Genomic DNA, 12,845 nt, shown 5'->3' with positions numbered 1-12,845 from the left:
GTTGGTAACTGAATATTTTTATCGTCAAGTAGCTATTACCTTTTCTCATAACACATTCCTAATATGAATATTCGTATAATATCCTGTTAAGTTCACTTTTATAAAATGATTAATTAAGGACAAAATAAAAGAATTTCAACTAGCACTTATAAGCATAAACATCATAAATTTTAACTATTAGAGAGCCAATGATTAAGTTACTTGTTTTATTATCTACCTTAGCAGCAAATCTTCCCATCTCAGTTTTTCCTGTTATCAACATCGAGCAAGAAGCAAATGCCCAGTCTGAGCAGCAATTAGAAATACAAAAACTTAGCGAATCAGCACCCACATTGAATAAAGAAGTGATTGGGCTTGGGTTAAGAGCTTATACTAAAGCTTATGGAGAAGGAGAGGTTAAAAGACCCGTCTTAACTATTATCGATTATTCTGTCCCATCCAATCAACCTCGCATGTGGATTTTTGATATGGATAAAGAGTCCTTAGTATTTGAAACCTATGTTGCTCATGGTCGTAATTCGGGGGAAGGTAAAGTACCTGATAGCTTTTCGAATGACATGTCAAGCAAAAAATCTAGCCTGGGCACCTATATTACTGAAAATACATACATGGGACGTAAAGGGCTTTCCTTAAACCTAGAAGGGTTAGAAAAAGGCCTAAACTCTAATGCCTACAGTAGACGAGTAGTGGTTCATGGAGCATGGTACGTAGAACCTACTTTTATAAAAAAAGAAGGGCGTGCCGGCTGTTCGTGGGGCTGTCCAGCTATTGCGGAAAGTTTAGCAAAACCCGTGATCAATGCCATTAAAAATGGTTCTGTAGTATTCGCCTACTACCCCGATAGCTACTTTCTTAGTCACTCTAATTATATATCTACACAGGAAATAGCCATGAATTAAGAGCCATTAGCCTTGCTTAAGCATTTAAAAATCAAGAGACCTTAACAAAAGTTATTTTTGACCTTAAACCTTTTTTAAATGCGAATAGTGGCTTTTATTTAATGAGCGCGGGACTCTTAGCAAGCTTACGCGACTAAAAAGAAGCTTAATCCAGCCCCAAAATGTCAATTCAGTTTCTCTAATAAAATAATATCCACACCGCGGATATGCGATATTTTTCTTACCGTTGCTGATGTTTCCTGCAGTATTTTTTGTATATCAGAAAATAAATCAAACCCATGATGTTTTAATGGGCGTAATAAAAAATAAGCTCTACCATTGTTTGCAAGTGAATTTTCTAGCGCTCGAATATAATTATGAAAAGAACTATCCAAATAAAATCTACAACGATTTTTAAATTGAGAAGGGGAAAGCATTCCGTGACCTAGTTGAAAATAAGGTGGATTACTGATAATCAAATCAAATTTACCTTCCCATTTTTTTGCATGTAATTCATCATAATTTAAAAGATGCCAGCGAAATTGCAATTCAGGTCGATTGATGTTAGCCAGGTTTTGATAAAAATATTCAGTATAAATATCCTGAATCTCAATAAAATCAATCTGCCGGAGGGCTTGAAGGTGCCATGACAGCTCCATCCCAATAACCCCACAGCCTGCGCAGAGATCTAATACTCGTAATGAACCAAGATCTGTGTGGGATTTCAATTGTATGGCAACAAATCTCGCTAGGTGGATTGAGTCAAGACTAAAATGATATTCGTCAGGTTGTTTGTAACTATAAGTAAATGCATTATTGAGTTCGTTTTGTATTGCATCAATCATTTTGAAATGGACAAATAAAATATTATGATAAACATATAATTGGGATGCGACAAGTAACGAAATAAAAAGATACTTGAGTCACATAAAGCTTTAAAATTAACTATTGAAATAGCTTTGCATAATCCATTAAAGAAAATTATAGATTTCGGCGATTAAATCTCAGATCAAATCATTTTTCTGCAACAATAATTTTGAACCCTTGAAGAACCTAAAATAAATTAAATTTTTTCCTTCTAATATTCTTCATTAATGATAATCAATTGATTGCATTAATAATTTTCTAGCCCTAAATATTCGCGACCGTACGGTCCCAACAGGACAATCCATTTTTTTTGCAATATCTTCATAAGATCGCCCATCAATAATATGCATTCCATAACAAATACGTAATTCCTCAGACAAAGTGGAAATAGCTAATTCTAACTGCTCTCCAAACTCAATATTAATTAATAAATATTCTGGTGATAGTTGAGCTGATGGGACATAATTGTCAGCATATTCTGCTTCCAAATCCATACGCAAGTTGGCTGCTCGATAATGATTTTTAATCGTATTTTTTGTAATTCGATACAACCATGTAGAAAATTGGCTTTTCTCGTTAAAATGCTGTAGATAGCGATAGACCTTAATGAGTACTTCTTGCACTAAATCATTTACATTTGCCCGATCTTGAATATGCAAATTAATGATTTGCTGAATCTTGTTATTATAGCGTGACAACAACAAATTATAGGCATCTTTATCTCCTTGTTGTGCCAAATTAACCAAGTCTTCATCGCTATAAGAAGTTTGTTTCTTCATTACGTTCTCTTATTCCTTTAGGCTGATGGCTTATAATTAATTATTATGTTTAATTATATACCAATATGCTAATCTTGTGTTTTAAAATATAAGGAACGTAATTGATTCGCTGTAAGCTGATCATGAAATAAAACGATTAATTTTTTTCGTCGAATATTTGTCAATTGAATCAGTGAAAAAAGGAAGTTATTGATAAGAGTTGTAGCTTGAGGATAATTTTCCTTTTTGCCATCATGAAATTCTAACACCCATTGATCATCAATAAATTGAATCTTTTTAATTTCCATGCACGGATTACGATTGATCCAATCAAATCTTAATAAAACAGCAATAAATCCAATCAAAGCGAATTTAAAAAATAGATATATTGATGAATATAAAATTAATAAGGCAGTGAATAAATAAACTATTAAAATCAATCGTAAATAATTCTTTGATTTTTTTGGTTCAATTACTAGATCGAATAATAGCGACAATTTTTTTTAACTCGTTCTCTTGTGGTTCATCATGTCCCATTAACCATGCAAATAACTCAGGATCCGTGCAACTTAATAAGTGGTTAAAAGCCTCAAGCTCCTCGTTTGATATGAGATCGAGATGTTTTTCAAGAAATCGTTGTAAAATAAGATCCAATTCTAACATGCCACGGCGGCAATGCCATGCAAGCCTTGCTTTTTCTTGATTATCCAACATTGAAAATCTCTTCGTGATTTAGGTAACTTATAAATGATACACTACTGTATTTATAAACGAAATGCGTTATATGATGATGAGTACTTTTGAATATTCAATTAATGACAGAATACTAACTACATTTAAACCTATAGCGGAGGAATTAAAACTTCAACCCAAGAAAAACTATTTGTTTGATTTATCCTATCTCGCTGTTTTGGAAATTGAAGGTGTTAAAGCATTGGATTTTCTTCAAGGACAATTAACCTGTAATATCCACTCTATTTCTGACATTCAAATGCTCCAAGGTGCTCAATGTAATCTCCAAGGACGAATTTTATCTTTAATGGATATCGTCTCTTGGCAGGGAGTTAAGTTAATACTTCCCAAAGATTTAATAGAGCTCACTATCAAATCATTAAGTAAAACTGCAATGCTTTCTCGCATCACTCTTAAAAAAAATGATCAGTTAAGTATTTTTGGATTTTATTTGCAAAATGATGAGGATATCATTCCTAATACAAAATTTTTCCCCAACACTTTTTATGCTCAAACATACAATAATTACTCTTGCTTTTATCATTTAGGGAATGGGTTTTATATTTTATTAGTTCAATCTGATCTTGCTCATGATATAAAACAGTGTTTTGCAGATAAAGAACAAATGCTTGGCTCATTAACTTGGCATACTTTGCGATTAGCGCAACAACAAATTGAGATTTATCCTTCATCTCGCGGTTTATTCCTTCCACATCGACTTGATTTACATCAAACCCATTACATTAGCTTTAATAAGGGTTGTTACAAAGGACAAGAAATAATTGCACGCATGCACTATAAAGCGACCTTAAAACATCACTTAAAAATGTATGAAATTAAAACTGATCAAAAAATATATTGTGGACAGAAATTTTTTAGTGGGTCTCAATCATCAGAACTTGGTGAATTGGTCGACTTTTCTCTATTGAATCATGGACATTATCTGGTAGCACTAAGTATCTTGACAGGAGCAGAACACTCAGTGTTATTTGAAGGACATGAGAAATTAATAGAGTTAACAGAGTTCTCTACTGCTCTTATTGCAAGCTAAGAAAAAACAGAATTCTCAAGTCATTATACTCCCTAGATAACGGAGAAGACGTTCTTACAGCACAACGACTACCCTTTTGTTTTTCGTAAAGCATGTCTCCAACCTTGATAATCCTGTTCTACTTGATTTAAGGGCCTTTGTGGTTGAAACTCTTGTTCCAAATCCCATGTTATGTGTAGCTCATCTAATGAATCAAACACACCACATCCTAATGCCGCCAAAATTGCTGCCCCCCTAGCAGTTGTTTCAATATCTTTAGGTTTTTGGATTTGTAGTTGACATTGATCTGCTAAAAACTGTAAAAACCATTGATTAACGGCCATACCCCCATCCACACGTAACAGCGATAAGTCCATTTGGCTGTCTTCTTTCATGCAAAAACAGACCTCTCGAGCCTGATAGCATACTCCTTCAAGTGCTGCTCGAGCCAAATGAGCTCTATTACTATAAAGACTCAAGCCAACAATCGATGCTCCGGGCACTGATAACCAATGAGGAGCACCTAAACCTGTAAATGCTGAAACTAAATACACACCCTCATTTCCTTCTAATGATTGGGCTAATATCTCCGTTTCCTCCACATCAGTAATTAACTTCATTGAATCGCGCAGCCATTTTACTGTGGTACCAGCATGATAAATACTTCCCTCTAATCCATAAACCATCTGCCCTCGGATTTTATAAGCCACGGTTGTTAAAAGTTTATGATGTGAAAACACTGGCTTATTGCCTGTATTAAGTAATAAAAAGGCACCGGTTCCAAAGGTTGCTTTTACCATTCCTGTTTTAAAACACCCTTGTCCAACTAATGCAGCCTGTTGATCTCCTGCTACCCCAGTAATAGGTAGCTCAAAACCAAGCCACTGTTTGCTAATAATCCCAAAATGGCTATCGCTTGCACAAACTTTAGGTAAAACAGACTCAGAAATGACGAAGTATTTTAGTAAATCAGGATCCCATTGTTCTGTTTTAATATTAAATAACATTGTCCGTGATGCATTTGTGACATCAGTTAAATGCAAATGTTCTGTAGTGAGTCGCCAAATCAGAAAACTATCTATAGTTCCAAAGGCTAGCTCACCCTTTTTTGCCAGCTCATTAGCTTTTGCATTATTATCTAAAAACCATTTCAATTTACTGGCTGAAAAATAAGAATCAGGGAGCAAGCCAGTTTTTTCTTGGATCATCCGTTCATCAGCGATCAAACTTTTACAATAGTCTGAAGTTCTACGATCCTGCCAAATAATAGCTGGAGCAAGACAATCACCCGTTTTTTTATCCCAAATGACCGTAGTTTCTCTTTGATTCGTTATACCACAACATAAGATTTGCTTCAGAGGGACTCGAGATACTACATCTCTCATTGCCGTTAAAGTTTTTTTCCATATTTCCTCTGGATCATGTTCAACCCAACCAGCTTTAGGATAATATTGAGTAAGGGGGTACTGGCTCGCTGCGACTAATTCCCCCTGAGTGGTGTATATCATGGCGCGTGTACTGCTCGTTCCTTGATCTATAGCGAGTAAATAACCCATTATTTGCATTGTTCCTTGTCCCAACTATTATGTGTATATTGTTAGTGTATATCTTTTTTAGGGAGACCAAAATATGAATGCAGTTTTTGATGTTGCAATTATTGGAGGCGGCATCAATGGCTCTGGTTGTGCTGCAGATGCAGCATTAAGGGGGTTGTCTGTAGTGCTTCTCGAACAAGATGATTTGGCCTCCAAAACTTCCTCAAGCAGTACTAAGCTTATTCATGGTGGCTTAAGATATCTAGAACATTATGAGTTTAATCTGGTTAAAAAAGCGCTCATTGAGCGACAAAGATTATTAGATTTGGCTCCTCATTTGGTACACCCACAAGCATTAGTTTTACCCTATGAACATCATATGCGCCCTGCTTGGTTTTTACGTTTGGGGCTATTTTTTTATGATCATTTAAGTCGCAAAAATCGCTTACCGAAATGCAAAACAATTCATAGAAAAAGTAAAGAAAGCTATTTTATTCCTTTAATCAATGAATTCAATAAAGGTTTTTTATTTTATGACGCCATAACTGATGATGCTCGATTAACAATCATCAATGCAATTCAAGCAAAAAATCATGGGGCAAGCATACGAACACACTCGGCAGTAATTCATACTGAGATCGTAAACAATTTATGGCAACTAACCATTCAACCTAAAATAGGGTCAACTTATGTGCTCTATGCTCGAGCAATAGTAAATGCCGCTGGCCCATGGGTTAAATCTGTAGAAGAACTCACGCAAACTCCTGATCAACAAAAAATTAGTTTAGTTAAAGGTAGCCACATTATCGTGCCACAAATCTATGAAGGTAATCATGCTTATTTTTTACAACATCAAGATAAAAGAGTCGTTTTCGTTATTCCTTATCATGGATTTAGTATGATTGGTACAACTGATATTCCACTCCAGGGTAATCCAGATCATGTCACTATTAGTCATGAAGAAATTCATTACTTAATTAATTTGGTTAATTGCTATTTCAAAAGCAAATTATCTGAAACAGATATCGTCTACACGTGGAGCGGTGTAAGAGCCTTATTAGCTGATGAAAATAAAGAAGCGAAATCCCTGAGCCGTAATTATTCTTACAAGGTTATTTTTGAACCAGCCCCTATTATTACGATTTATGGTGGTAAAATTACCACTTATCGACAATTAGCAGAAGAGATCATTAATCAACTTATCCCAATATTTCCGAACATGCATCAACCCATGACAGCAACCACTCCTTTGCCAGGAGCTTCTTTTGAGCAAATGAATTTTGATCAATACGTCATTTATGCTAAAGAAAAATACAAATGGATGGATTCAGATTTACTGAATCGCTACCTATACACTTATGGCAGCTGTATGGAAAAATTTCTTGCTTCCTGTTCCAATATGGAGTGTTTAGGTAAAAAATATTGTACTTACCTTTACCAAGTAGAGGTTGATTATTTAATTTTAGAAGAATGGGCTCAGAGTTGTGATGATATATTAAAACGGCGAACCAAACTGGAGTTAGTCATCGATACAGAGGGTAGAGAAAATCTTGCAGAATATCTATCAAAAATTACTCTTTATCATCATCCTGCTGAAGCTCCTCTTGTATGGCACTAACATCAACCACTAAAGCTTGCTGAGCTAACTCCTTTAAAGTAGATGCAGGAATACTTCCTGCATTTGAGTAAACAATGATCCCTTTTTTAAAAACCATAAGATGAGGAATTGATCGTATTTCAAAAAAATCACATAATTGCTGCTCTGCTTCGATATTTACTTTTGCAAATTTGATATTCGGAAATTGCTCAGCCACTTGTTCGTATGCATTGGAAAATTGTTTGCATGGAGCACACCAGTCGGCCCAAAAATCAATAAATACAATTTCATTATTATCGATTAAAGATTCAAAGTCCGCACTGGTCACACTTAAAGAAGTCATATTTCTTCCTTCGCTTCAATAGAATTTATAATCTTTTGAAATACTTCATCAACATCTCCAGTACCGCAAATACTATGAAACTCAGGAGCTCCATGGCTGTCACTTTCAGCCCAAGCCTTATAATAATTGATTAATGGAGCCGTTTGATTGTGATAGATTTCTAATCGTTTTCTAACCGTTTCTTCTTTATCATCTTCACGTTGGATTAAAGGATCACCCGTAACATCATCAATGCCTTCCTGTTTAGGAGGATGATTTTGGATATGATAAACTCGACCTGATGGTTGATGAATACGTCGACCACTAATTCGTTTAATAATTTCCTCATCATCTACTGCAATTTCGATGACGTGGTCTAAGTAAATACCAGCTTGTTTTAAAGCATCTGCTTGAATAATCGTTCTAGGGAAACCATCAAATAAAAAACCATTAGCACAATCACTCTTCTTTAAGCGCTCCTTAACTAAACCAATGATAATATCATCTGATACTAAACCACCAGTTTCCATAATTTTTTTCGCACTTAATCCTAATTGAGTTCCTTGTGCAATAGCCGCACGTAGCATATCACCTGTTGAAATTTGTGGAATTTTATAACGTTCAATCAAACGCAAAGCTTGAGTTCCCTTTCCTGCACCAGGACCACCTAAAAGCATTAATCGCATTAAAACTCCTTAATGATATCTATACCCGTTTCATTTTTAAGTAGTATACTATTAGTTTAAAATTTAATAAATTAAATGTAGTCTGTATGTATCATTAATGCCATTGCATTCCACATTTTTAATGTTGTGAATATTCACTTAGGTATCCTCATTAATCTAAATATCTTCGAATTATAGTTCAATTCGTTCGTAATACAGCCCTTTCTGAGCTTAGAACCATGAACGAGACTCAAAAGATCTCCTGCACGAGTTAAGTTGCATTGCGTAAAGTTGTGATCGCGCTTGAACCTTTCTTGCGACAGGAAGCAACCATGATTTTTTTAAATAGGTTTTACGTTGATAACCACCAATCCCTTCATGATATGCTAAATACAGGGAATACGTGTCTGTTCGTGCAATTCCAGCTCTGATATGTGCTTGATTTGCGTACCATCCAATAAAATCAACACCATCACCAAAATCATCACGTGAAGCAAATAATCCACCATTGCTTCGTTTATAATGTTTCCAGGTATCATGTAATGCTTGTGTATAACCATAAGCTGAGGAAGGTCTTTTCCAAGGAATTATATATAATAGTTTCGTTCGTGGTGGTCGCGCCCGAGCATTAAATTTTGACTCTTGATGAATAATAGCCATTTGTACTGGAACTGGTACCTTCCAACGTCGTTCAACGTCCTTAGCATCAGTATACCACTTAGGATATTGTCTAAATATATTACAAAGATTATTTACATCAGCTGGAGGAGGACTAACACAGGCTGTTAGCAATACAGTAATTAATAGAACGGCTATTCTTAACTTCTTAAAAAGTAATGATAAAGAGCTCATGAGTAACCAAACACAAAAAAATTTATTCTAACAAATTTGATTACTACAATCTACGCTTTGCTATTTTTATCGAGTATAACGAAGGTCTATTTCCCTGCTTTACCGCATGATAATATATCGATTAATTTAAAACAAAATAAAGTGTATCTAATGACCATTTTTGTATTTGATATAGAAACCATTCCTGATATTGAATCTGGACGAAATTTGTATGATTTACATGGACTAAGTGATGAAGATACTGCTCAGGCTATGTTTGCATTACGTCGTGCTAAAGTGGGTAACGATTTTTTACCCCATTATTTACAAAAGATTTGTGCTATTTCCTTAGTAATGAGTCATGGCGCACAAATTAAAGTTTGGTCTTTAGGTGATGAGCTCTCGCAAGAAAAAGAATTAATCACGCGTTTTTTTGCTGGAATAGATAAACATACTCCAACTTTAGTAAGCTGGAATGGGAGCGGGTTTGACTTACCTGTTTTACATTATCGTGCTCTATTACACGGCATCCCGGCCCCTACTTATTGGGAAATTGGTGAAAACCAACAGCACTTTCGCTGGAACAATTACTTAAGCCGATTTCACTATCGTCATCTTGACCTCATGGATGTAATTGCCGGCTACCAAAATAAAGCATTTGCCCCATTAGATGAAATTTCCAGTATGCTGGGTTTCCCAGGAAAAATGGGAATGAGCGGGTCTAAAGTTTGGGAACAGTATTTATCGGGTCAAATAAAAAACATTCGTGATTATTGTGAAACCGATGTACTGAATACTTATTGTGTCTTTTTACGATTTGAATTGATGCGTGGAGTGATTAACCATGAAGAATACGAGCACTCAATAATGTTACTTAAAACCTATCTAGGCTCCGAAAAGGAAAAAAAACATTTACAAGAGTTTTTAAGCCATATGATGTGAACAATTAGGTAACGACCCTAAAGTTTTTTAAATTCAGCAATTTTAATGCCCAAAACTTTAGGGAACTAATAAATTTTATATCCCACAATTTTTAAAAAGGCCTTTGTCCGGAAAATGAAGGCATTAACCGCTCTTTATCAATCACAGCCAGTGCACTTTTATACTCATCACTCTGCAAATGCATTAGCGTTTTTTGATAGCGTTCTAAACCTAATTGAGCGTAAGCTTCCGGATCCACTGATTTTGCTTCATTGGCTAGTTGAGTCCATGACCAAAGAGTTATCCACCATTCAACTACAGGCTTATAAGCTGTGTACCAGGCAAGTACCGAATCAGTAAGCCTATCTTTACCAAAATATGCAGTTAAGTAAGTTAACTCTTGTTCTTTATCAAGTTTGGCCTCAATAGCAAAATAAGCAAGATCCCAAAGAAAATCATTATTACTTGAGTATTCCCAATCAATTTGATAGAACAATTCTTTTTTATCCTTTTCTTGGGTCATCATATAATTTAGAGGTGTTGAATCATTGTGGCACGGACATGTTTCAATCTTATAAGCAGAAAATAATCGATGCAAAGCCGCCATCTCTTCTTCAATCAACCCTATCTCACCAGGAAAATTAAAGTTTTTTATTTTTAATGCCTCGAGTAATCCCTCATTGCGCTCAAAAACAGCGGTATCATTTGCAAAATGCTCTGAAGAATGTAACTGTTTTGCCATGGCAGCTAGCGTTTGCAATATATCAGCCCGCTCTAATGTTTTTTTGTCCAAAATCTTAACTTTGTCAATAAATTTTGTTAACTGCAATCCATTCGAGTCGAAATACTCTATAGGGACGTTAAGTCCTAAAACTGACGCTTGACGCGCATTTTTTGCTTCATGTTCCCGTGATACTGAAAACGATGACACTTCACCGGGAATACGTAGTACCCATCGATTTGCTTTATGGCGATCAATAATAGATGGATCTACTCCAGGAGTTCTTGAAAGCCATTTAGCGATATCAGGGCCAATTTGCACTCTGTATGTGGTATTTGTCATACCACCCGCCATTAATTTTAATCTTAAAACATCAAGACCAAGCGTAGAAAGCATAGGAATTTTTTGAATCGTTGGCAGTAATCCCATATATTTACGAGTTAAATCAACTAACTCCCTCCATTTATGATTCACTAACGAGGCGTTGAACTGTGAAGAAGGATCAAGTAGACTTAGAATGTAGAGCATTAAATGCTCACTTATTTTGGGTTTGCTACCATTTTCGCCAAAAAAATGCCATTTCATAAGATTGTTTCCCCAAAAAAAATATTGGAAGAGTATACAAAATTTAACCATAGAATTACAAGGAAGAACAACTTGAAGAAAAGAAAATACCGCTATGACTGAACCCCTTATTTCTATCACTAAAAAACATGCACTAACTTTCGCTTGTTTCTTTGTAATGTATGAGTTTCTAACGTATATAGCAAACGATATGATTATGCCTGGCATGATTCATGTCGTACACTCATTTAACGCAGCTGAATCAACGATAGCAACTTCTCTAACTGTTTACATACTCGGTGGAGCAAGCCTACAAGTTATTTTAGGGCCTATATCAGACAGCTATGGTCGAAGACCGATGATGCTTCTTGGTGCATTTTTGTTCTTTATTTTTACTTTATTTATTGCCTGTTCCAATTCCATGAGTCAATTTTTAATTGCTCGTTTTTTTCAAGGGATGGGGCTATGTTTCATAGGCGTTATTGGTTACGCCACAATCCAAGAAATTTTTGAAGAAATGGATGCTATTCGCATCATTTCAATTATGGCAAATGTAGCAATTCTAGCTCCTTTATTAGGGCCACTTATGGGTGCTATAGTGATTCACTATACTTCTTGGCGCTATATTTTTGTAACCATTGCTCTAGGTGCGCTTATTGCTTTATGGGGCTTATGGCGATACATGCCTGAACCTATAGGTCAGACTAAAAGAAATGGCGAATTAACACCTAAGGCCAAGTTTTCTGCAAAAAAAGTTTTTGAAAACTATAAGGCCTTATTTTCTAATAAAATTTTTTGTTTTGCAACCTTGGCAGCAGGCACAGTTGGTATTCCTTGTCTTGCTTGGATTGCATTATCCCCTATTATTTTGATTGTCGAAGCAAAACTCACAGTAATGCAATATGCACTTTGGCAAATTCCAGTCTTTGGGGCAACTATATTAGGTAATTGGTTTTTACATCACTTAACTTATAGGTACCAAATCAGACAAATCATCCTACTAGGTTATATCATTATGGGTGTTGGCGCAATTTTAACCTCGCTCCTTCCTTATCTGTTTGGAAATACTTATTACTATTTGCTGCCTGGAACAATCATTTATTTCTTTGCACTCAGTATTATTAATGCACCATTAAACAGATATTGTCTTTTTGTTACTCCTGTTAGCAAAGGCACTGCATCGGCTGTAATCAGCTTAGGTGTTATGGTTATTGGAGCAATAGGAACAGAAACTGGCAATTTATTTTACGAACATCATAATAATCTTCATTTTGGACTCTATTGCAATATCACAGAATTAATATTTTTTATATGTACAGGATTAATTTTTTTAGTTGATAAAAACATGGCTGTTGGTGAACAAAAAACTGCCCACTAAGTTAAAATGTTCGTAGTTTTAACTTAGTTTCTTTAATCCGCTCTTT

General features: G+C 35.3%; 14 protein-coding genes. 5 read left to right on the top strand and 9 right to left on the bottom strand.

All coding sequences use genetic code 11. From position 1 onward, the window contains the following. Positions 1 to 188 precede the first annotated feature (188 nt). The gene (locus DYH34_RS08125) at positions 189 to 899 is read left to right on the top strand and encodes a murein L,D-transpeptidase catalytic domain family protein (protein ID WP_058463577.1); all 711 of its coding nucleotides are present in this window, start codon (positions 189 to 191) and stop codon (positions 897 to 899) included. Between the two features lie 164 nt (positions 900 to 1,063). Here DYH34_RS08125 and DYH34_RS08120 read toward each other — a convergent pair whose 3' ends face one another. The 4 genes from DYH34_RS08120 to DYH34_RS08105 form a co-directional block, all read right to left on the bottom strand. After that, positions 1,064 to 1,723 carry a methyltransferase gene (locus DYH34_RS08120; RefSeq protein ID WP_058463578.1) on the bottom strand — a complete coding sequence of 220 codons (660 nt, stop codon included), beginning with the start codon at positions 1,721 to 1,723 and terminating at the stop codon, positions 1,064 to 1,066. 246 nt (positions 1,724 to 1,969) lie between these two features. Further along, positions 1,970 to 2,524, bottom strand: coding sequence for a sigma-70 family RNA polymerase sigma factor (locus DYH34_RS08115; RefSeq protein WP_058463579.1), 555 nt, complete (start codon positions 2,522 to 2,524; stop codon positions 1,970 to 1,972). Between the two features lie 68 nt (positions 2,525 to 2,592). Then, on the bottom strand, positions 2,593 to 2,811 hold the full coding sequence (locus DYH34_RS18350) for a hypothetical protein (RefSeq protein WP_238589416.1): 219 nt from the start codon (positions 2,809 to 2,811) through the stop codon (positions 2,593 to 2,595). Between the two features lie 160 nt (positions 2,812 to 2,971). Beyond that, on the bottom strand, positions 2,972 to 3,217 hold the full coding sequence (locus DYH34_RS08105; protein WP_058463581.1) for an FAD assembly factor SdhE: 246 nt from the start codon (positions 3,215 to 3,217) through the stop codon (positions 2,972 to 2,974). Between the two features lie 73 nt (positions 3,218 to 3,290). Here DYH34_RS08105 and ygfZ point away from each other — a divergent pair, with 73 nt between their 5' ends. Then, positions 3,291 to 4,286, top strand: coding sequence for a CAF17-like 4Fe-4S cluster assembly/insertion protein YgfZ (gene ygfZ / locus DYH34_RS08100; protein ID WP_058463582.1), 996 nt, complete (start codon positions 3,291 to 3,293; stop codon positions 4,284 to 4,286). A 68-nt stretch (positions 4,287 to 4,354) separates the two neighbouring features. On the opposite strand, the gene glpK is transcribed toward ygfZ, so the two are convergent. Beyond that, positions 4,355 to 5,821 (bottom strand): glycerol kinase GlpK, encoded by a 1,467-nt coding sequence (glpK, locus tag DYH34_RS08095; RefSeq protein ID WP_058463583.1) that lies wholly within the window; start codon positions 5,819 to 5,821, stop codon positions 4,355 to 4,357. A gap of 73 nt (positions 5,822 to 5,894) precedes the next feature. On the opposite strand from glpK, the gene glpD reads away from it, so the two are divergent. Further along, positions 5,895 to 7,418, top strand: a complete 1,524-nt coding sequence (gene glpD / locus DYH34_RS08090) for a glycerol-3-phosphate dehydrogenase (RefSeq protein WP_058463584.1) — start codon at positions 5,895 to 5,897, stop codon at positions 7,416 to 7,418. Here the strand turns inward: glpD and DYH34_RS08085 are convergent. From DYH34_RS08085 to DYH34_RS08075, 3 genes are all read right to left on the bottom strand, one after another. Beyond that, entirely contained in the window at positions 7,372 to 7,740 is a 369-nt protein-coding gene (locus DYH34_RS08085) for a thioredoxin family protein (RefSeq protein WP_058463585.1), read from the bottom strand. The two genes, glpD and DYH34_RS08085, sit on opposite strands and share 47 nt — an antisense overlap. Then, positions 7,737 to 8,405 (bottom strand): adenylate kinase, encoded by a 669-nt coding sequence (gene adk / locus DYH34_RS08080; RefSeq protein WP_058463586.1) that lies wholly within the window; start codon positions 8,403 to 8,405, stop codon positions 7,737 to 7,739. Before adk ends, DYH34_RS08085 begins: the two co-directional genes overlap by 4 nt. A gap of 210 nt (positions 8,406 to 8,615) precedes the next feature. Beyond that, the gene (locus DYH34_RS08075; protein WP_058463587.1) at positions 8,616 to 9,236 is read right to left on the bottom strand and encodes a transglycosylase SLT domain-containing protein; all 621 of its coding nucleotides are present in this window, start codon (positions 9,234 to 9,236) and stop codon (positions 8,616 to 8,618) included. Positions 9,237 to 9,386: 150 nt separating this feature from the next. Here DYH34_RS08075 and DYH34_RS08070 point away from each other — a divergent pair, with 150 nt between their 5' ends. Beyond that, the gene (locus DYH34_RS08070) at positions 9,387 to 10,157 is read left to right on the top strand and encodes a 3'-5' exonuclease (protein WP_058463588.1); all 771 of its coding nucleotides are present in this window, start codon (positions 9,387 to 9,389) and stop codon (positions 10,155 to 10,157) included. Positions 10,158 to 10,248: 91 nt separating this feature from the next. Here DYH34_RS08070 and DYH34_RS08065 read toward each other — a convergent pair whose 3' ends face one another. Further along, positions 10,249 to 11,442: a phosphotransferase gene (locus DYH34_RS08065; protein ID WP_058463589.1), complete on the bottom strand. Its 1,194-nt coding sequence runs from the start codon at positions 11,440 to 11,442 to the stop codon at positions 10,249 to 10,251. A 94-nt stretch (positions 11,443 to 11,536) separates the two neighbouring features. On the opposite strand from DYH34_RS08065, the gene DYH34_RS08060 reads away from it, so the two are divergent. Next, a complete protein-coding gene (locus DYH34_RS08060) occupies positions 11,537 to 12,799 on the top strand; it encodes an MFS transporter (protein ID WP_058463590.1) in 1,263 nt (420 codons plus the stop codon). The last annotated feature ends 46 nt before the right edge of the window (positions 12,800 to 12,845 follow it).

Source organism: Legionella cincinnatiensis, from assembly GCF_900452415.1.
Taxonomy (GTDB): domain Bacteria; phylum Pseudomonadota; class Gammaproteobacteria; order Legionellales; family Legionellaceae; genus Legionella; species Legionella cincinnatiensis.
This window is presented reverse-complemented; position numbering and strand designations above follow the sequence as displayed.

Excerpts from the sequence above, each read along its gene's own strand:
- DYH34_RS08065 (WP_058463589.1), bottom strand. The coding sequence starts at position 11,442 with ATGAAATGGCATTTTTTTGGCGAAAATGGTAGCAAACCCAAAATAAGT.
- DYH34_RS08060 (WP_058463590.1), top strand. The coding sequence starts at position 11,537 with ATGACTGAACCCCTTATTTCTATCACTAAAAAACATGCACTAACTTTC.
- DYH34_RS08085 (WP_058463585.1), bottom strand. The coding sequence starts at position 7,740 with ATGACTTCTTTAAGTGTGACCAGTGCGGACTTTGAATCTTTAATCGAT.
- glpD (WP_058463584.1), top strand. The coding sequence starts at position 5,895 with ATGAATGCAGTTTTTGATGTTGCAATTATTGGAGGCGGCATCAATGGC.
- DYH34_RS08105 (WP_058463581.1), bottom strand. The coding sequence starts at position 3,217 with ATGTTGGATAATCAAGAAAAAGCAAGGCTTGCATGGCATTGCCGCCGT.
- ygfZ (WP_058463582.1), top strand. The coding sequence starts at position 3,291 with ATGATGAGTACTTTTGAATATTCAATTAATGACAGAATACTAACTACA.
- DYH34_RS08070 (WP_058463588.1), top strand. The coding sequence starts at position 9,387 with ATGACCATTTTTGTATTTGATATAGAAACCATTCCTGATATTGAATCT.
- DYH34_RS08075 (WP_058463587.1), bottom strand. The coding sequence starts at position 9,236 with ATGAGCTCTTTATCATTACTTTTTAAGAAGTTAAGAATAGCCGTTCTA.
- glpK (WP_058463583.1), bottom strand. The coding sequence starts at position 5,821 with ATGGGTTATTTACTCGCTATAGATCAAGGAACGAGCAGTACACGCGCC.
- DYH34_RS08115 (WP_058463579.1), bottom strand. The coding sequence starts at position 2,524 with ATGAAGAAACAAACTTCTTATAGCGATGAAGACTTGGTTAATTTGGCA.
- adk (WP_058463586.1), bottom strand. The coding sequence starts at position 8,405 with ATGCGATTAATGCTTTTAGGTGGTCCTGGTGCAGGAAAGGGAACTCAA.
- DYH34_RS18350 (WP_238589416.1), bottom strand. The coding sequence starts at position 2,811 with ATGGAAATTAAAAAGATTCAATTTATTGATGATCAATGGGTGTTAGAA.
- DYH34_RS08120 (WP_058463578.1), bottom strand. The coding sequence starts at position 1,723 with ATGATTGATGCAATACAAAACGAACTCAATAATGCATTTACTTATAGT.
- DYH34_RS08125 (WP_058463577.1), top strand. The coding sequence starts at position 189 with ATGATTAAGTTACTTGTTTTATTATCTACCTTAGCAGCAAATCTTCCC.